The sequence below is a fragment of the Rhodococcus globerulus genome (genome assembly GCF_019334125.1).
Taxonomy (GTDB): Bacteria; Actinomycetota; Actinomycetes; order Mycobacteriales; family Mycobacteriaceae; genus Rhodococcus_F; species Rhodococcus_F globerula.
The window spans coordinates 2,071,342-2,091,502 of record NZ_CP079698.1 but is presented as its reverse complement, the minus strand read 5'-3'; the positions used below and the strand labels follow the sequence as shown (position 1 = coordinate 2,091,502).

The following is a 20,161-nucleotide window of genomic DNA, read 5'->3' as shown; positions in this document are numbered from 1 at the left end:
CTGCCACTGATTTTGCAGTGTCCGGTTCAGGGTGTGCGTAGTGCGGCGAGCGTCATAGCGCGCAGGACGCGGCGCGTTCGGGCAGGCGACGCCGGGTTGGCGCTGTGCGGAGTTGAGTTGATCAGGCCGAATGTGGCGTGGGCCTTGATTCGCGCGTCCGCTTCGTCGAGCGTCGGATCGAGCTGTTCGAGGACTCCGACCCACAGTTCCACGTATTTGCGCTGCGTCTGGCGGACTTGCCGTCGCGCGTCGGCCGGCAGGCTTTCGAGGTCGCGATCCTGGATGCGGATCAGGTCCGGTTCACCGAGTGCGAAGTCGAGATGGAACTCTACGAGGGCGTCGAGCGCTGACGTCGGGGAGTCGGCTGTCTCGGTTGCGGCCGAACCGCCCTCGTACAACCGGGTGCTGATCCCGACGAGTAGTTCGACCAGGACGGCATCCTTGTTGGGGAAGTGCCGGTAGACGGCAGGTCCGCTGATTCCGGCGGCGGCGCCGAGATCTTCGAGTCGAACGCTCACGAATCCACGTTCGGCGATCAGGCGTGCGGCGGCGCCGAGGAGTTGACGTCTGCGATCCGCCTTCATCTGATCGCGCCGGGTCGGAGCCGTTACCTGCTCAGAGGGCATTCTTTTGATCTTTCTTCGCGTGTGACCTGGACAACTCAGTTAATCATAGTTAATCTAGTTTCAGTTATCGAGCATTAACTCATGGCGAAGGCGGCGGGATGACTCCCAGTGGAATCACGCAAGGGTCGGGATACCGATCCGATCACACCGTTCTGGTGGAAGAACTGAAGAAGAAACTGGCTCAAGCCGCCCTCGGCGGCAACCAGAAATCGAGGGATCGGCACGTCAGTCGAGGAAAACTGCTTCCTCGGGATCGGGTGGATTCACTGCTCGATCCGGGCAGTCCCTTCCTGGAGTTGTCCCCGCTGGCCGCAAACGGCCTGTACGACGACGAGTGCCCCGGTGCCGGCGTGATTACAGGAATCGGCCGGGTGTCGGGGCGCGAATGTGTCATCGTCGCCAACGACGCAACGGTCAAGGGTGGCACGTACTACCCGATGACGGTGAAGAAGCATCTGCGTGCGCAGGAAGTGGCGTTGCAGAACAACCTTCCCTGCATCTACCTGGTCGACTCCGGCGGCGCCTTCCTGCCGCGTCAGGACGAAGTCTTTCCGGACCGTGAGCACTTCGGCCGGATCTTCTTCAACCAGGCAACCATGAGCGCCAAGGGGATTCCCCAGATCGCTGCAGTTCTCGGTTCGTGCACCGCCGGCGGCGCCTACGTACCGGCAATGAGCGACGAGGCCGTCATCGTTCGTAATCAGGGCACCATCTTCCTCGGCGGACCGCCGCTGGTGAAGGCTGCGACCGGCGAGATCGTGACAGCCGAGGAGCTTGGCGGCGGCGACCTGCACTCCAAGGTTTCGGGCGTCACCGACCATCTTGCCGAGGACGACCGCGACGCACTTCGGATCGTGCGCAACATCATTGCCACACTTGGCCCCCGCTCCGAGCGCCCCTGGGACGTGATCTCGACAGTTCCGCCCGTCGCCGACCAGAGCGAACTCTACGACGTCGTCCCGACCGATCCCCGTACGCCGTACGACGTTCACGAGGTGATCACCAAGCTCGTTGACGGTGGCGCGTTCCAGGAGTTCAAGGCTGAATACGGCAAGACGCTCGTGACCGGTTTCGCCCACATCGAAGGCCATCCGGTCGGCATCATCGCCAACAACGGCGTGCTCTTCGGCGAATCCGCCATGAAGGGTGCACATTTCATCGAACTGTGCGACAAGCGCAGTGTTCCGCTGTTGTTCCTGCAGAACATCGCCGGCTTCATGGTGGGACGCGATTACGAGGCCGGCGGCATCGCCAAGCACGGAGCCAAGATGGTCACGGCCGTCGCGTGTGCACGGGTTCCTAAGCTGACGGTGGTCATCGGCGGTTCGTACGGCGCGGGCAACTACTCCATGTGTGGACGCGCGTATTCGCCTCGCTTCCTGTGGATGTGGCCCAACGCGCGCATCTCGGTCATGGGCGGCGAGCAGGCCGCGTCGGTGCTCTCGACAGTTCGCAGCGAACAGCTCGACAGCGCTGGTAACCCGTGGTCGGCTGACGACGAAGAAGCGTTCAAGGCGCCGATCCGTGAGCAGTACGAGGCGCAGGGCAATCCGTACTACTCCACTGCTCGACTCTGGGACGACGGCGTGATCGACCCGGCAGATACCAGAACTGTTCTCGGCCTGGCTCTCTCGGTGTGTGCAAACGCGCCGATCGAGCCGGTCTCCTACGGCGTCTTCAGGATGTGAGAGAGATGACTGAGCTTCGCACCATAGATACCGTCCTCGTTGCCAACCGTGGTGAGATCGCTGTTCGTGTGATTCGCACGTTGCGCGAGTTGGGAATTCGCAGCGTTGCCATCTACAGCGACGCCGACGCCAATGCGCGCCACGTCCGAGAAGCCGATACTGCCGTCAACATCGGTCCTGCACCGGCGCGCGAGAGCTACCTCGTCATCGACAAGGTGATCGACGCCGCCAAGGCCACCGGTGCCCAGGGTATTCACCCGGGTTACGGCTTTCTGTCGGAGAATTCGGCTTTCTCGGCAGCCTGTGCCGCGGCCGGGATCGCGTTCCTCGGGCCAAACGAGCGTGCCATCGAGGTGATGGGCGACAAGATCACCGCAAAGAACGCGGTGGCGGCATTCGACGTCCCGGTGGTTCCGGGTATCGCTCGCCCGAATCTGACCGACGAAGAACTGATCGCGGCAGCTGAGGACATCGGTTACCCGGTACTCGTCAAGCCTTCGGCAGGCGGCGGCGGTAAGGGTATGCGGTTGGTCGAAGATCCGGCCAATCTGGCGGAAGCGCTGCGCAGCGCTCGCCGCGAGGCCGCGTCGTCGTTCGGTGACGACACGCTGTTCCTCGAACGATTTGTCCTGCGGCCCCGGCACATCGAGGTCCAGGTTCTCGCCGATCAGCACGGCAACGTCGTTCACCTCGGTGAGCGTGAGTGCAGCCTGCAGCGACGTCACCAGAAGGTCATCGAAGAGGCGCCGTCACCCCTGCTGGATCAGGTGACGCGCGACCGCATCGGCGCAGCAGCGTGCAATACCGCTCGCAGCGTCGACTACACCGGTGCCGGTACCGTCGAGTTCATCGTTTCGGCCGACAAGCCGGACGAGTTCTTCTTCATGGAGATGAACACCCGACTGCAGGTCGAGCACCCGGTCACCGAAATGGTCACCGGACTCGACCTGGTCGAGTGGCAGGTACGCGTCGCGGCCGGGGAGAAGCTGGCTTTCGAGCAGAGCGACATCACCTTGACCGGGCACGCCATCGAAGCCCGCGTGTACGCCGAAGATCCGGGACGCGGATTCCTACCGACCGGTGGCAGCGTCGTCGGTCTCGTCGAGCCGTCGGGATCGGGCGTACGCGTCGATTCGGGCCTGCTCGAGGGAACCGTCGTCGGCAGCGACTACGACCCGATGCTCAGCAAGGTCATCGCACACGCTTCCGACCGCGCCGGTGCTTTGCGCAAGCTCGATCGTGCGCTCGGCGACACCGCGGTTCTCGGCGTGGTCACCAACATCGAATTTGCACGCTTCCTCCTTGCCGATCCGGATGTGATCGCGGGCAACCTCGATACCGGCCTCCTCGATCGTCGGGTTGAAGACTTTGTCGCGGCAGACGCCACGGACGAGGTCCTCATTGCCGCTGCGGCCTATCGCTGGCTGGCACGGTGGACGACTGCAGCATCGGTAGACCCTTGGGACGTTCCCAGCGGATGGCGCGTGGGGACTCCGGCTCCGACCAGCATCCGCCTGTCGGCCGGAACCCGGATTGCGCATGTGTCGATAGTCGGGACTCCCACAGACGCAAAGGTCGAGGTCGAAGGATCGCAGCCGCAGGCTTTCAGTGCCGGCTTGACGGGATCGGAACTGGCTGTGGTGATCGACGGGCGTCGGCGCACGTTTGTCGTGGCCGAGACCGAGGGTGGGTTGTGGCTGGCCGGCGGCGGAACCTGGCATGTCCGCGAAGTTGCCGAGGTCAGCGTCCGAGGCGACGACGCGCACGCCGGTGATGCCGAAATCGCAAGTCCGATGCCGGGTGCGGTGATCGCGGTCAACGTCGAGAACGGCGCAGCCGTGTCGGCGGGGCAGTCACTGGTGGTCGTCGAGGCCATGAAGATGGAGCACTCGCTGACCTCGCCGATCGACGGAACCGTGGAAGTGCTTGTCCGTCAGGGCGATCAGGTGATGGTGGATCAGATTCTGGCCCGCGTCGTACCCACCGCCGAAGCAGACACTGCAGAAGAAGACACCGAGAACACGACTCAGAAGGAAGAAGCCTGATGTCCGATTACCTTGCCACCGGAGCGCTTCCGGACGAGTACCAGCAGTTGGCCAAGACCGTTGCGGACTTCGCCAAGACAGTTGTGGCGCCGGTTGCCGCCGAGCACGACGCCAATCACACCTTCCCGTACGAGGTTGTTGCCGGGATGGCGGAGATGGGCCTGTTCGGTCTGCCGTTCCCCGAGGAGTACGGCGGAATGGGCGGCGACTACTTTGCCCTGTGCCTCGCGCTCGAGGAATTGGGCAAGGTGGATCAGAGTGTTGCGATCACTCTCGAAGCCGGAGTGTCCCTCGGCGCCATGCCGATCTACCGATTTGGCAACGACGCGCAGAAGGAAGAGTGGCTGCCGCAGCTCACCAGCGGAAAGTCGCTTGCCGCCTTCGGATTGACCGAGCCTGGCGCCGGTAGCGACGCCGGTGGAACCAAGACCACCGCCAAGTTCGACAGCGGCGAGTGGATCATCAACGGCAACAAGCAGTTCATCACCAACTCGGGCACCGACATCACGAAGCTCGTGACGGTCACCGCGGTTACGGGTGTCAAGGACGGCGGCAAGAAGGAAATCTCGACGATTCTCGTGCCGACCACGACGCCGGGATTCACGGCTGAGCCTGCTTACAACAAGGTCGGCTGGAATGCCTCCGACACCCACCCGCTCACGTTCGCGGATGTCCGTGTCCCCGAAGAGAACCTGCTCGGTGAGCGTGGCCGCGGCTACGCGAACTTCCTGCGCATTCTCGACGAAGGTCGCATCGCCATTTCGGCGTTGAGCGTCGGTGCCGCCCAGGGTTGCGTCGACGAGTCGATCAAGTACGCGAAGGAACGCGAGGCATTCGGACGCCCCATCGGTCAGAACCAGGCCATCGCGTTCAAGATCGCGCGCATGGAAGCTCGCGCCCACGTGGCCCGCACCGCGTACTACGACGCGGCCGCACTGATGCTGTCCGGCAAGCCGTTCAAGAAGCAGGCATCCATCGCCAAGCTCATCTCCTCCGAAGCTGCCATGGACAACGCCCGCGACGCCACCCAGATCCACGGCGGATACGGATTCATGAACGAATACGCAGTCGCGCGGCACTACCGTGACAGTAAGATTCTGGAGATCGGCGAAGGCACTACCGAGGTGCAGTTGATGCTCATCGCACGTGAGGCGGGGTTGTGACGAACTCTCAGATGAACAACGCAGAGACCAAGAAGATCACTCAGCGCGGACTCTGGTTCGAGGAGTTCGAACTTGGCGCAATCTACGAACACCGCCCAGGCCGCACGGTCACCGAGGCCGACAACGTACTGTTCACGACGTTGACAATGAACACGCAGGCACTGCATCTCGACGCCGCGTACAGCGAGGACACACAGTTCGGTGTGCGCCTGGTCAATTCGATGTTCACGCTGTCGACGATCGTGGGACTTTCGGTTGCACAATTGACGCAGGGAACCATCGTGGCAAATCTCGGGTTCTCGGACATCAGTTTCCCGAAGCCGCTCTTCCACGGCGATACCCTGTATGCGGAGACGTTGATCGCCGACAAGCGTGAATCGAAGAGCCGCCCGGGTGAAGGCATCGTGACGTTGGTCCACACCGGTCGTAATCAGCACGGCGACGTCGTGGCCGTGGCAACTCGTAAAACGTTGGTGCAGTTGAGGCCGCAAGGAGAATCGTCGTGACGTGGATTCCGCCGGGGCCGGCGTGGTTGTTCTGCCCGGCAGATCGCCCGGAGCGCTATGCAAAAGCTGCGGCGGCAGCCGACGTTGTCATTCTCGACCTCGAGGACGGCGTTGCCGCTGACGACAAGGAGGCAGCGCGCACCGCGCTGATCGACACACCGCTCGACCCGGAACGCACGGTGGTGCGCGTCAATCCCGTCGGCACTCGCGAGCACGAACTCGACCTGCTTGCCCTCGACGGCACGCATTACACGCGTTTGATGCTCTCCAAGTGCGAATCGGCCGACGACGTTCTCTCGCTGGCCCCCGCCGAGGTCGTTGCGTTGGTCGAGTCGCCGCTCGGCGCACTGGCCGTGCAGGAAATCGCTCTGGCGGCCAACACCATCGGCGTGATGTGGGGCGCTGAGGACCTGATCGCCGGTCTCGGAGGCAATGCCAGTCGTCATCAGGACGGTTCGTACCGCGACGTTGCGAGGCACGTTCGCTCGAATACCTTGCTGGCAGCGAAGAGCTACGGCCGACTGGCTGTCGATTCCGTGTACCTCGACATCAAGGACCTGGTCGGACTTGGCGTCGAATCCGCCGACGCCGTTGCCGTCGGGTTCGACGTCAAGGTTGCGATTCACCCCAGCCAGGTTGATGTCATCCGCGCAGCGTTCGCGCCGTCGGAGTCGGAAATCGACTGGGCACAAAGGGTTCTTGCGGCAGTGGCCCATGAACGTGGTGTGTTTGCCTTCGAAGGCAAGATGGTGGACGCGCCCGTTCTGCGTCACGCCGAGAAACTGCTGCATCGCGCCGGTATCCTCCCCGAGTAAGGAGAACAACGCATGAGCAAAGTTGTGAGTTCGGCACTCGACGCGGTTGCCGACATCGCCAGCGGGTCCACTCTGGCCGTCGGTGGGTTCGGACTGTGCGGAATTCCCGACGCCTTGATCGCGGCTATCGCCGAGGGTACCGCCACCGATCTGGAAGTGTTCTCCAACAACTGTGGTGTCGACGATTACGGTCTCGGAATTCTCCTGAGTGCTCATCGCATTGCCCGGGTGACGGCGTCGTACGTGGGGGAGAACAAAGAGTTTGCACGCCAGTACCTTTCGGGTGAGCTCGAAGTGGAGCTGACGCCGCAGGGGACTCTGGCAGAGCGTCTGCGTGCGGGCGGCGCCGGCATCCCGGCGTTCTACACGCCGGCCGGCGTGGGCACGCCCATCGAAGAGGGCGGGTTGCCCTGGCGTTACAACTCCGACGGATCCATTGCCGTCGCTTCTCCGCCCAAGGCGACCGCCGTTTTCGGGGATCGCCGCTATGTGTTGGAAGAATCGATTACCGCGGATTTTGCATTGGTGCATGCCGACTACGGCGATACCGAAGGCAACCTCGTCTTCAACAAGACCGCGATGAACTTCAATCCTCTTGCCGCAATGGCTGGTCGGATCACCATCGCACAGGTGGAACATCTGGTCGAGCCCGGCGAAATCGACCCGGCACACGTTCACCTTCCCGGTGTGTTCGTCCAGCGGGTCGTACATACGGGTGTGCAAGACAAGAGGATCGAGAAGCGAACCGTCTCAGGAGGCACCAAGTGACCAGTTCGGAGGAAACTCGTGTCGGTTGGACTCGCCACGAGATGGCCGCACGTGCGGCTGCGGAGATGCGGCCGGGCGAATACGTCAATTTGGGAATCGGACTGCCGACACTGATCCCGAGCTATCTTCCTGAGGGCGTGAGGGTCGTACTGCACAGCGAGAACGGCATCCTTGGCACCGGGCCGTACCCGACCGAGGATCAGGTCGACGCCGACCTCATCAACGCGGGCAAGGAAACCGTCACCGTCAATCCAGGCGCCGCGTTCTTCGACTCTGCACTGTCCTTCGGCATGATTCGTGGCGGCCACATCGATACTGCCGTTCTCGGTGGCATGCAGGTGTCGAGTACCGGTGATCTCGCCAACTGGATGGTGCCCGGCAAGATGGTCAAGGGCATGGGCGGCGCGATGGATCTTGTCCACGGCGCTCGCCGCGTGATCGTGGTGATGGAGCATACCGACCGGGAGGGAAACCCGAAGATCCTCGAGCGGTGCACTTTGCCGTTGACGGGCCAAGGTGTGGTACATCGCATCATCACCGATCTGGCCGTGCTGGATGTCACACCGGAGGGCATTGCGCTGGTGGAGCTGGCACCGGGCGTCAGCGCTGAGTATCTGCAGAATGTGACGGGCGTTACGCTCGTGTGAATGAGTTGTGAGGTACGGAGAAACGCGTCGGCGCATAGTCGGCGCGTTTCTTCGTGAGTAGGACCCGACCGAAGTCCGAACCGGCTGACGGCGGTCGATTTGTCTGGATAAAAAGGCCCGTGAACAGCGCGATTCCTCGCGAATTGCCGAGCCTGTACATTTATCGGGCGGTTACGCGGGGATTCGCGCGCGCGATAGGCCCGTGCGCGGAACTGCTTCGATCGTGCCCGTCGGAACGGTAGTGAGGGAGGGGGTTGTCCGCTGCGATTGTCGGATCCTGAGACGAGCCTTCGCGGTGGGCGAATTGTGGCTTGTTGCTGTAACGAACCTTCACTTCAAACTCGATATGTCTGGGTGTGGCTTTGTCATGCCTGCGGCCCATCGGAGATGATGGATCGTTCTGGCTCATTGAGGGTAGATGAGATCGGTACAAGTTGTGGCGGCGAGATGTGCGTCACAGCGTGTGCGTAATGGTGTGGAAGAGAGGCTGTGGGCGTGAAGTCGCTGGGAAACGGAAAACTGGAGAGCGGTAAGTCGGAGGTCGGCAGCTCGCCGGAAGAAGTTCAGCGATCTGGCGCATTCCCACTCTCGGCCGCACAGCTCGGTATGTGGTTCGCGCAGCACCTCGATCCCAGCGTCCCCGTCAACATCGCGCAGTACGTCGAACTTCGTGGCGCGTTGCAGCTGAACGTGCTCCGGGCGGCGTGCGCCGACGCCGGCCGCGAAATCGGTTCGGCCTTCGTTCGGATCATCGAAGTCGATGCACAGCCTTTCCAGATCATCGACGACACCCTTGACGACTCGGTCGGCTATGTCGACGTCCGCAGTGAGGCCGACCCCCACGACGCGGCAATGCGGTGGATGCGCGCAGACCGAAGCCGTCCCGTGGACATGCTCGAAGACCGGTTGATCTCGGCAACCATCCTGCGCCTCGAACAGGACCGCTACTACTGGTACACCCGGGTCCATCACACGATCCTCGACGGTTTCGGCGCGTCCACATTTGTCACTCGAGTCGCCGAGTTGTACTCGGCCCGCGTCGAAGGCCGTGAGCCCACGCCCAACGAGGCATCCGACCTGCGCGACGTGTACGAGGTCGACAACACCTACCGCAATTCCCATCGGTTCGACACCGACCGCACTTTCTGGGCCGAGAAGATCGCCGACCTCGACGAGATTTCGAGCCTGGCCGGTCGCAGCGCCCCGCCGACGCCGGTCAGCCGCATCAACAGTGCGGCGCTGTCCAACCATGTGGAAGCGTTGCTCGCGCGATTCCTCGAACGCGTCGAGAAGACGACGGTCGCCGGCACGGTGGTCGCAGCGTTTGCCGCGTACCTGGCCCAGATGACCGGAAGCGAGGACGTGTCGCTGTCGCTGCCCGTCTCGGGCCGCACCACGGCAGTGCTCCGCCGATCCGGCGGAATGGTGTCCAACGTGGTGCCATTGCGCTTGAGGATCACCTCGACGACAACCGTCCAGGAACTTCTCGACGCTGTTGGCAGTGAGATGTCGGGCGCCCTGCGCCATCAGCGATACCGGCACGAAGACATGGTCCGCGACGGTGACGGACCAGGTCAGGGCGGATTCTTCGGCCCGTGGATCAACATCATGATGTTCTCCACCGAACTTGCCTTCGGGCCACTGGTCGGTGAATTACACATCCTGTCAACGGGTTTGATCGAAGACCTCGGTGTCAACCTGTACCAGAGCGTCGGCGACACCCGGACGCACATCGACTTCGAGTCGAATCCCAACCTCTATTCGGCGTCGGTCGCCGAGCGTAACCACTCGCGCTTTGTCGAGTTCCTCGAAAAGTTCATCTCCGCCGAAACATCTCGCCGAGTGTGGGACCTGCCCATTGCGTCCGAAGAGGAGCGCAAGAAAGTCGCGCTCTGGAATCGCACCGGGTACCACGTACTTTCGCAGTCCATCACCGAGCCGTTCGAGCGTCAGGTCGATCGAACCCCGGACGCCACCGCGCTGATCTTCGAGGGGAGCTCACTCACCTACGCGGAGTTCGACGCGAAGGTCAACGGCCTCGCTCGCAAGCTCATCGACATGGGTGTTGGTCCGGAATCCCTTGTGGGATTGGCTATTCGGCGTTCCCTCGACCTCATGGTCGGACTGTATGCGATTGCAAAGGCCGGCGGCGCTTGGGTGCCGGTCGATCCAGACCATCCGGCAGATCGAACGGCGTACATCCTCGATTCCGCACGGCCGGTGTGTGTTCTGACCACCGCTCGGGATCAGGTGGACCTGCCGCTCGGAACCCGAGTTCTCGAAATCGACCAACTCGACGACGCGGAACTCGACACCAGTCCAGTCACGGATTCGGATCGGGTGTCGCCCCTGCGGTATTCGAATACGGCCTATGTCATCTACACGTCGGGTTCGACCGGTCGCCCGAAGGGCGTTGCGGTCACACATGCGGCGATCAACAACCAGCTCCAGTGGATGAACTCCGAGTACCACCTCGGCGCATCGGACGTATACCTGCAGAAGACAGCTACTACGTTCGACGTGTCTCTGTGGGGATTCTTCATGCCATTGCGGGTCGGTGCGACCCTCGTGGTCGCGACCCCCGACGGCCATCGTGACCCGATGTACGTGGCTGCCAAGATTGCCGAGCATCGTGTCACCGTCACGGACTTCGTCCCGTCGATGCTCACCTTGTTCACCGCGAATGCCCCTGCCGGGTCATGTGATTCACTGCGCCACGTCTTTGTCATCGGTGAGGCATTGCCGCCCGAGACGGCTACGGCCTTCCGTGAACTGTGCAGCGCGGATCTGCACAACCTGTACGGCCCCACCGAAGCTGCGGTCTCGGTAACCTACTACGAGGCGCGCAGGTCCGACACTACGTCGGTCCCGATCGGCTTGCCGCAGTGGAATACTCAGGCCTACGTGCTCGATTCGCACCTCCGCGCAACGCCGATCGGCCAGCCGGGCGAGCTGTACCTCGCCGGAGTGCAGTTGGCCCGCGGATACGTCGGTCGACCTGACCTCAGCTCCGATCGTTTTGTGGCAAACCCCTACGGTCCCGCCGGGGAACGGATGTACCGAACCGGCGACCTCGTGCGTCGACGTGACGACGGAAACCTCGACTACATCGGACGCACCGACTTCCAGGTGAAGTTCCGCGGCCAGCGCATCGAGCTCGGCGAGATCGAGACCGTGCTGCTCGCGCATCCCGACGTCTCGCAGGCCGTCGTGTTGGTGGTGCAGACACCGACCGGCGACCAGTTGGTCGGCTACATCGTGCCGGGTCCTGGCCGTTCCGTTGATTCGGCTGCTTTGAGCGAATTTGCGGGTCGAAGCCTGCCTTCGTACATGGTTCCGGCTGCACTGATGGTCTTGGAAGCGTTGCCGCTCAACACGAGTGGCAAGCTTGATCGCGCAGCGCTCCCGGAACCTGTCTTCGCCAGCGCCAAGCAGTACCGGGAACCGCGCACCGATACCGAGCGAGTTGTCGCCGACGTCTTTGCCGACGTCCTCGGTGTGGAGCAAGTGGGTCTCGACGACGATTTCTTCGAGCTCGGTGGAAACTCCTTGGTGGCAACACAAGTGGTCACCAGAGTGGGCTCCGCGATGGGTGTCCAACTCGGTGTGCGCGAGCTCTTCGAATCGACCACAGTGGCGACGCTTGCCGCGCGGGCCGAATTGCTGGCGGGAAATGTTCGGCCGCTGGCGCCACTCGTCGCAAAGCCGCGTCCCGACGTCATTCCGGTGTCCTTGGCGCAGCAGCGAATGTGGTTCCTCAACAAGCTCGACCCGTCGACGCCGGTTTACAACCTTCCGTTCACGGTGCGATTGACCGGCGCTGTCGATCCCGCGACCTTGCACGCCTCGGTGATGGATCTTCTCGAGCGGCACGAGTCGCTCCGCACGCTCTATCCCGACACCGACGGCACCGCGCAGCAGGTGATTCTGCCGATCGACCAGGTGTCCATCGATCTCACTCCGCGGCGAATCTCCAAGCGTGAGGTGCAGGCCGCCGCTGTCGAGATCGCCGGACGCGGATTCGACGTGGCAACCGAGATCCCGTTGCGCGTCACGTTGTTCGAGGTCACAGCCACCGATTTTGTCCTTGTCATGGTGCTGCACCACATCGCAGCAGACGGCTTGTCGTTCCGTCCGCTGGCCCGTGATCTCCTGGTCGCGTACTCCGCACGTAGCGAGCACACCGCACCGGCCTGGACGCCGCTGCCCGTGCAGTACGCGGATTATGCGCTCTGGCAACGCGCCGCCCTGGGATCCGAAGATGATCCTTCGTCGGAGTCTGCACGTCAGATCGCCTTCTGGCGTGAGTCACTCGCTGGGCTTCCCGACCAGCTGGATCTGCCGACCGACCGCCCCCGCCCGGCCGTTGCCTCCAATCGCGGTGCCAAGCACCACTTCCACATCAGTGAGCGCACGACGCGCAAATTGAACGCGTTGGCACGTTCGAAGAACGCGTCGCTCTTCATGGTCCTGCAAACGGCGTATGCGGCGCTGCTCAGCCGACTCAGCGGTACCTCGGATATTGCCGTCGGCGCTCCTGTCGGCGGTCGAAGCGACGAAGCGCTGAGCGATGTCATCGGTATGTTCGTGAATACCTTGGTGTTGCGGACCGAGGTAGACGCAGGCGAAACGTTCGAAGACTTGCTTGCCCGGGTGCGCGAGTCGGGACTGAGCGCCTACGGACACGCGGACGTGCCGTTCGAGCGTCTTGTCGAGGTCCTGAATCCGGCGCGGTCCCAGTCGCGTCATCCGTTGTTCCAGGTCGCGTTGACCGCCGAGATCAGTGGACGTCGCCAGTTGCAGTTCTCGGGGATCACTGCGGTCGCCACCGAACTGGAAGTTCCGGTCGCCAAGTTCGATCTCGAGCTGATGGTGTCGGAAAATCCTGAAGGAAGCGATGATTCAGATGTCCTGGACGCTACCTTCACCTATGCCACGGATCTGTTCGATGCATCGACCGTAGCTACGTTCGCCACTCGCTTCGTCCGGATTCTCGACGCGGTCACGGCTCGGCCGGCGACCACGGTCGGAGATCTCGAACTGCTCTCGCCGACTGAATTCGTCGACCTCACTTATGTCGCGTCCGACGACGCGATGCCGCGAGCGAGCCTGGCCGACATCCTCACTGCAGGTACGGCTGATCCGGAATCGGTCGCAGTGCGATTCGAGGGACGTTCGGTTACCTACCGTGAGCTCGACGAGCAGTCGTCACGGTTGGCCCGGGCGCTCATTGCACGTGATATCGGTCCGGAAACCACTGTTGCGCTGGCATTTCCACGGTCTTATGACATGGTTCGCGCGGTGTGGGCAGTGGCAAAGACCGGCGCCGCCTACGTTCCGGTAGATCCGAACTACCCGGACGACCGTGTTCGCCACATGCTGTCGGATTCCGCGGCACGAATCGGTTTGACGTCATCGGAGTTCCTGGGACAGCTGCCTGCCGCCACCGAATGGTGGGCACTGGACGATCCGTCCACCGTGAACCTCGTCGACGCCCAATCGGGTGCCACGGTCGTCGATTCCGAACGAACCACGCCGCTGCGCGACGAACATGTTGCGTACCTGATCTACACCTCCGGTTCTACCGGAAAGCCCAAGGGTGTCAGCGTTACCCACGGCGGGCTCCGTGGTGTTCGTGATGCCGCGCAGCGTCGGTACGGGGTCGACGAGGAGTCCCGGTTCCTGCACATCTGTTCACCGAGTTTCGATCCGTCGGTTCTCGAATGGATGGTGGCATTCTCCGCCGGCGCCACCCTTGTCATCGTTCCACCGGCGATCATCGGTGGCCCCGAACTGACCACACTGTTGCGCGACGAGCATGTCACCCACGCGATCATCACGCCCGCAGTGCTCGGCACGATGGACGCAGCCGAGCTGCCGGAGTTGGCCGTAGTCTCTGTCGGCGGCGACGTGACCACACCGGAACTGCTGGCAACGTGGGCACCGGGACGCGAGTACTTCAACGGTTACGGTCCTACCGAAACCACCATCATTTCGTCGTACGGGCACCTCACGGCAGGTCTGCCAATCGACATCGGCCGCCCCGTCGAGGGAATGTCGGCGCTTGTCCTCGATGAGCGACTTCACCCCGTCCCGGTCGGCACCAGGGGTGAACTCTATTTTGCGGGTGCGGCATTGGCCCGTGGGTACCACGATCGCTACGCGCTGACATCGGAGCGGTTTGTCGCCAACCCGTACTCGTCGGACGGCTCCCGGATGTACCGCACCGGCGACGTCGTGCGGTGGACCGGCACTTCTCGCGAGGGTGAGCAGGGCGTCCTGGAGTACATGGGCCGCAGCGACTTCCAGGTCAAGGTGCGTGGTTTCCGCATCGAACTCGGCGAGATCGACGCCGCGCTGACAGCACACGAGGACGTTCGTTTCGCCGTGACTCTGGGCCGTGAAGGCATCGCGGGAGTCATGGCCCTGGTCTCTTATGTCCAACTCGAAGGCGATGCGAGTTTCGACGCCGAACGCCTCGCGGGTTTTGTCGGTGAATCCCTGCCGAGTTACATGGTTCCGTCGGTCATCATGGCCTTGGACGAGGTTCCGCTGACTCCGGTCGGAAAGCTCGACCGGGACGCGCTGCCGGAGCCGGTGTTCGAGGTGCGTGAATTCCGCGCGCCCACAACGCCGGTCGAGGAAATCGTCGCACAGATCATTGCCGATGTTCTCGGGGTGGAACGAGTCGGACTCGATGACGACTTCTTTGCTCTCGGTGGCAACTCGCTCGTCGCCACGCAGGTCACCTCGCGCTTGGGCGCTGCACTCGACACCACGGTGCCGGTCCGCACATTGTTCGACGTGTCGAGCGTCGAGGCACTCGCCGCACGGGTGGAGACACACGCGGGCAGCGGTGGGCGCACCGCACTCGTCGCGCAGCCGCGTCCGAGCAGCATTCCGTTGTCGCTCGCCCAGCAGCGCATGTGGTTCCTCAACCGCTACGACACGGCGTCTGCGGCGTACAACATCACCTTCGCGCTTCACTTGAGTGGAAATCTCGACGTCGCCGCGATGGAAGCAGCGTTCGAGGACGTGCTGGCTCGGCACGAGGTTCTTCGCACGGTGTACCCGGATGCCGAATCCGGTCCGGTGCAGTCGATTCTCGACGTCGACAATGTGTTCCAGGGTCTCGATGTGGTGTCCGTCGACACCGGTGAACTCGACGACGCCATTGCCGCAGTCGGTTCGACAGCACTCGACATCACCGTTGACGTGCCGATCCGCGTGCGTCTGTTGACGTTGAGTGACACCGAGCACGTGCTGGCGATCATGGTTCACCACATTGCCGCAGACGGGTGGTCGATGGCGCCGCTGGGCCGCGACCTGATGATTGCGTACTCGGCTCGCAAGGACGGGATTGTTCCTCAGTGGCAACCGCTTTCGGTGCAGTACGCCGACTACGCGCTGTGGCAGCGTGCGGTCCTGGGTTCCGAAGACGACGCATCGTCACTGATGTCCCAGCAGATCTCGTTCTGGAGCGAGACGCTCGCGGGTCTGCCTGACCGGATCGAACTGCCCGCCGACCGGGCTCGACCCGATGTGGCGTCGATGCGCGGCGAACGATTCGCCTTCGACATCGCGCCCGAGTTGCATGTTCGCCTCGATTCACTTGCACGGGAGCACAATGCAACGCTGTTCATGGCGCTGCATGCCGCACTTGCGCTGCTGCTCGCCCGCCTGAGTGGGACATCGGACATCTCGGTGGGTACTCCGGTCGCCGGCCGCGGCGAGGCAGCGCTCGACGATCTGGTCGGCATGTTCGTCAACACTCTGGTCCTGCGCACCGAGGTCGACACGTCGGCTCCGTTCACGGAACTGCTTGCGGCGTCGAGCGATGCCGCGCTCAGCGCATTTGCCCATGCGGACGTCCCGTTCGAGCGGTTGGTCGACGTCCTGGCTCCCGCCAGGTCCCAGGCCAGGCATCCGCTCTTCCAGGTTGTTCTCTCGTTGCAGAATCTGGCGCAGACCGAGCTGGAACTTCCCGGCCTGGCAGTCAAGGCTGCCGAGATCGACACGACAACAGCGAAGTTCGATCTCGAACTGTCGGTATCCGAGTCCATCGGAGTGCACGGCGAACTTCAGGGAATAGCCGCGGAGTTCACCTACGCTGCTGATTTGTTCGACAGCGGCACCGTCGAGGGCTTTGCTCGCCGACTGGTGCGCATTCTGGAATCCGTGGTCGCTGCCCCCGCAGTCGCTGTGGGCGACATCAATATTCTCGAGTCTTCTGAGCGGCTCGAGCTGACCGATGTGCGCGGCGCACAGGGTATTTCGGGAACACTGGCCGGAATTCTCACCGATGCCGCAGCCGTGAACCCGGACGCGCAAGCTATCAGTTACGCCGGTGAAACGATCACCTACCGTGAGCTCGACGAGCGCTCGTCCCAGGTGGCTCGTGTCTTGATCGGCCGCGGTGTCGGCGCCGAAGATCGAGTGGCCATTGCCATTCCGCGATCGGCAGATTCCGTGCTCGCGCTGTGGGCGGTAGCCAAGACCGGCGCCGCCTTTGTGCCGGTAGACCCCACCTACCCGGTTGATCGCATCACGCACATGGTCTCGGATTCCGGTGCCACAGTCGGTCTCACGACGGAAGAGTTCGTGTCAGCGCTTCCCGCCGGATCCAACTGGATCACGCTCGAAGACGCTGTCATGGCCGCGGAGTCCGGCGCACCGATTCGCGCCGAGGAGCTGCGGGGCGTCGTCCGCGCGGAAAACGCGGCATACGTCATCTACACCTCCGGTACCACCGGGCTGCCCAAGGGCGTTGTCGTCGACAACGCCGGAGTGGCGAATTTCTGTGCCGTACAGGTCGAACGTTACGAGTTGACCGCAGACGCACGGACCTTGCACTTCGCGTCTCCGAGCTTCGACGCGTCGGTGTTGGAACTGCTCATGGCATTTGGCGCCGCATCGACCATGGTGATCGCGCCGACCACCGTCTACGGCGGCGCCGAACTGGCAGAAATCCTGAACTCCGAGGCTGTGACGCACGCCTTCATCACGCCCGCCGCTTTGGCGTCGGTGGACCCGGCCGGCCTCGACGCCCTTCGCGTTGTTGTCGTCGGTGGCGAGGCAAGCCCGCGCGCTCTGGTCGCCAAGTGGGCCGTACCGCTGCCGGACGGCTCCGTACGCGGCTTCTTCAACGCATACGGTCCCACCGAATCCACAGTTGCCAGCAATATCAGTGACACGCTGACCGCATTCGACCGGATGAACATCGGTGGACCGGTTCGCGGAATGTCCGCTCGCATCCTCGACGACCGGATGCAGCCGGTCCCGGTCGGTGTTGCAGGAGAGCTCTACGTGTCGGGCATCCAGGTCGCCAGGGGATACCTGGGTCAGCCCGCTCTGACGGCAAGTCGATTTGTTGCCGACCCGTTCGGCGACGCCGGTGATCGGCTGTACCGCACCGGCGACGTCGTCCGCTGGATCGACGGCCGCACAGTGGAGTACGTGGGCCGCAGCGACTTCCAGGTGAAGATTCGTGGATTCCGCATCGAGCTGGGCGAGATCGAAGCAGCACTGTCTCGTTGCGAGGGAGTTGCACAGGCTGTTGCAGTAGTCCACACCGACGAAGAATTCGGTGATCGACTTGTCGGTTACGTGGTTCCCGATGCCGGGGCTGCCATTGAACCTGCCGCAGTGATCGATTCCGTCTCGAAATTCCTCACCGGGTACATGGTTCCCGACACAGTCCTGGTGCTCGATTCCATTCCGTTGACCACGGCAGGCAAGACCGACACCAAGGCGCTCCCGGCGCCGGCCTTCGCGGCCAAGGCGTATGTCGCGCCGGTCACCGCAGCTGAATCGATCGTGGCCCAGGTGTTCTCCGAGGTATTGGGTGTTTCGCCGGTCGGCCGTGACGACGACTTCTTCAACCTCGGCGGCAACTCTCTGATTGCAACTCGGGTTGCCGCAAGGCTGGGCGAGGCCCTCGACACCACGGTACCGGTGCGGGCGCTGTTCGAGGCGTCGACCGTACAAGCCCTTTCTGCTCGGCTCGAAGTCCATGCAGGCTCCGGCGCGGTTGCGCCGCTCGTTCCGCAGACCCGGCCGGAGCGGATCCCGTTGTCGCTTGCGCAGCAACGCATGTGGTTCCTGAACCGTCTCGAACCGGAATCCGCGGTCAACAACATTCCCGTCGCGATTCGTATCGCCGGCGATCTGGACGTGGTGGCGCTGAGCGCCGCTGTGCTCGATGTGATCGATCGGCACGAGGTACTGCGGACCGTCTACCCGGACATCGACGGCGTCGGATATCAGGAGATCCTGCCGATTGCCGACGTTGCACTCGACTTGGTACCCCAGCCGTTGACGGCTGCCGAATTGCCTACTGCCGTGACGACGTCCGCGATGGCGGGTTTCGATGTGACAGCAGATATTCCGTTGCGGGCAGCGCTGTATCGCGTCGACGAGGCTGATTACGTACTTCTGTTCGTCGTCCACCACATCTCCACCGACGGCTTCTCCATGGGACCTCTCACCCGTGACGTCATGGTCGCTTACGAGGCACGCACTCGCGGCGGCGCTCCCTCGTGGACACCGCTGCCGGTCCAGTACGCGGACTACACGCTGTGGCAGCGCGACGTACTCGGTTCCGAAGACGATCCGCAGTCCACGATGGCACGCCAGATCGAATTCTGGACCGCTACGCTCGCCGATGCTCCGGTACAGCTCGAACTACCCACGGATCGTCCACGACCGGCGCAGGCCTCGGGTCGAGGACATGCGTATACCTTCGATATCGACGCGGCGACTCATCGCGGAATGTCCGAGCTGGGCCGTGCAAACGGCGCATCGTTGTTCATGGTCGTGCACGCGGTATTCGCGTCGCTCTTCGCTCGATTGGCCGCTACGGACGACGTCACGATCGGTACTCCGGTCGCCGGTCGCGGAGACGCCGCGCTCGACGATGTTGTCGGTATGTTCGTCAACACCCTCGTGCTTCGCACCGAGGTCGGTTCCGGCGTTACATTCGAGGACTTCCTGACCCAGGTACGCGGCACCGATCTGGCCGCATTCGCGCATGCGGATGTGCCGTTCGAGCGGTTGGTCGAGGTGCTCGATCCGGAGCGGTCGAGGTCGCGTAATCCGTTGTTCCAGGTGATGTTGGCTTTCCAGAACCTGGATCGTGTCGACTTCACGCTGGGCGGGCTCGAGGTCACGACCTTCGAACCGGAGTCGGAGAGCGCAAAATTCGACCTGTCGATTACGGTCACCGAACGGGTCGGCGCCACGAATGGCGATGCCGGGCTGCAGGTGCAGATGGTCTACGCGACTGACCTGTTCGATGAAGCCACGATGGCCGCTATGGCGACGCAGTTCATTGCGTTGGCACAGGCACTCGTTGCCGACCCGAGCGTCGTGCCGAGCGATGTCGACATTGTCGACGACGTGGAACGCAGCGTGCTGTCAGGTGTATCGGCCGGGATGACAGTGCCGGCGGACTACAAGACCTTGGTCGATGTACTCGACCGAGGAGTGGCCGCTTCATCGACAGACGTCGCAGTAGTCAGCGGCGATCTCACTCTCACCTACGCCGAATTCGTTGCGCGCGTAAACCGTTTGGCGCGTCAACTGATTGATGTCGGCGTCGGCCCCGATTCGCGAGTCGCGCTCGTGATGCGCCGCTCGATCCATCAGGTGATCGGCGTGTACGCGGTACTCCGTGCCGGTGCGGCCTATGTTCCCGTTGATCCCGAGCAGCCGGCCGAACGCAATCAGTACATCGTGGAGTCGGCAGCGCCGGTCTGCGTGCTGACCACGGATTCCGAACGCGGTGACGTCCCCGCAGGGTGGCCGGTACTTGGTATCGACACCCTTGACCTGCAGAGTTACTCGCCGGCGCAGATCCGTGACGACGAGCGCCGTGCCCCGCTGCGCCCGGACAACATGGCATA

General features: G+C 63.0%; 9 protein-coding genes (1 of these 9 cut by a window edge). 8 read left to right on the top strand and 1 reads right to left on the bottom strand.

What is annotated here, in order from left to right:
- Positions 1 to 26 precede the first annotated feature (26 nt).
- Positions 27 to 626, bottom strand: a complete 600-nt coding sequence (locus KYT97_RS09420) for an SACE_7040 family transcriptional regulator (RefSeq protein ID WP_033236945.1) — start codon at positions 624 to 626, stop codon at positions 27 to 29.
- Positions 627 to 724: 98 nt separating this feature from the next.
- Between KYT97_RS09420 and KYT97_RS09415 the strand changes: the two genes are divergently transcribed.
- The 8 genes from KYT97_RS09415 to KYT97_RS09380 form a co-directional block, all read left to right on the top strand.
- Positions 725 to 2,314 carry a carboxyl transferase domain-containing protein gene (locus tag KYT97_RS09415; RefSeq protein WP_219112146.1) on the top strand — a complete coding sequence of 530 codons (1,590 nt, stop codon included), beginning with the start codon at positions 725 to 727 and terminating at the stop codon, positions 2,312 to 2,314.
- Between the two features lie 5 nt (positions 2,315 to 2,319).
- Positions 2,320 to 4,359 (top strand): acetyl-CoA carboxylase biotin carboxylase subunit, encoded by a 2,040-nt coding sequence (locus tag KYT97_RS09410; RefSeq protein WP_033236943.1) that lies wholly within the window; start codon positions 2,320 to 2,322, stop codon positions 4,357 to 4,359.
- Positions 4,359 to 5,522: an acyl-CoA dehydrogenase family protein gene (locus KYT97_RS09405; RefSeq protein WP_033236942.1), complete on the top strand. Its 1,164-nt coding sequence runs from the start codon at positions 4,359 to 4,361 to the stop codon at positions 5,520 to 5,522. Before KYT97_RS09410 ends, KYT97_RS09405 begins: the two co-directional genes overlap by 1 nt.
- An 11-nt stretch (positions 5,523 to 5,533) precedes the next feature.
- Positions 5,534 to 6,028, top strand: a complete 495-nt coding sequence (locus KYT97_RS09400; protein WP_033236966.1) for a MaoC family dehydratase — start codon at positions 5,534 to 5,536, stop codon at positions 6,026 to 6,028.
- Positions 6,025 to 6,843, top strand: coding sequence for an HpcH/HpaI aldolase/citrate lyase family protein (locus tag KYT97_RS09395; protein ID WP_033236941.1), 819 nt, complete (start codon positions 6,025 to 6,027; stop codon positions 6,841 to 6,843). The genes KYT97_RS09400 and KYT97_RS09395 overlap by 4 nt, the downstream gene beginning before the upstream one ends.
- Positions 6,844 to 6,855: 12 nt before the next feature.
- Positions 6,856 to 7,611: a CoA transferase subunit A gene (locus tag KYT97_RS09390; RefSeq protein WP_033236940.1), complete on the top strand. Its 756-nt coding sequence runs from the start codon at positions 6,856 to 6,858 to the stop codon at positions 7,609 to 7,611.
- Positions 7,608 to 8,258, top strand: a complete 651-nt coding sequence (locus KYT97_RS09385) for a 3-oxoacid CoA-transferase subunit B (protein WP_033236939.1) — start codon at positions 7,608 to 7,610, stop codon at positions 8,256 to 8,258. Before KYT97_RS09390 ends, KYT97_RS09385 begins: the two co-directional genes overlap by 4 nt.
- A 495-nt stretch (positions 8,259 to 8,753) precedes the next feature.
- On the top strand, positions 8,754 to 20,161 hold the 5' end (the start) of the coding sequence (locus tag KYT97_RS09380; protein ID WP_219112145.1) for a non-ribosomal peptide synthase/polyketide synthase. The gene runs 17,197 nt beyond the window's last position; only the first 11,408 of its 28,605 coding nucleotides appear in the window; it begins with the start codon at positions 8,754 to 8,756; its stop codon lies beyond the right edge, outside the window.

Coding starts and splice junctions, on each gene's coding strand:
- KYT97_RS09420 (WP_033236945.1), bottom strand. CDS start 626: ATGCCCTCTGAGCAGGTAACGGCTCCGACCCGGCGCGATCAGATGAAG.
- KYT97_RS09415 (WP_219112146.1), top strand. CDS start 725: ATGACTCCCAGTGGAATCACGCAAGGGTCGGGATACCGATCCGATCAC.
- KYT97_RS09410 (WP_033236943.1), top strand. CDS start 2,320: ATGACTGAGCTTCGCACCATAGATACCGTCCTCGTTGCCAACCGTGGT.
- KYT97_RS09405 (WP_033236942.1), top strand. CDS start 4,359: ATGTCCGATTACCTTGCCACCGGAGCGCTTCCGGACGAGTACCAGCAG.
- KYT97_RS09400 (WP_033236966.1), top strand. CDS start 5,534: ATGAACAACGCAGAGACCAAGAAGATCACTCAGCGCGGACTCTGGTTC.
- KYT97_RS09390 (WP_033236940.1), top strand. CDS start 6,856: ATGAGCAAAGTTGTGAGTTCGGCACTCGACGCGGTTGCCGACATCGCC.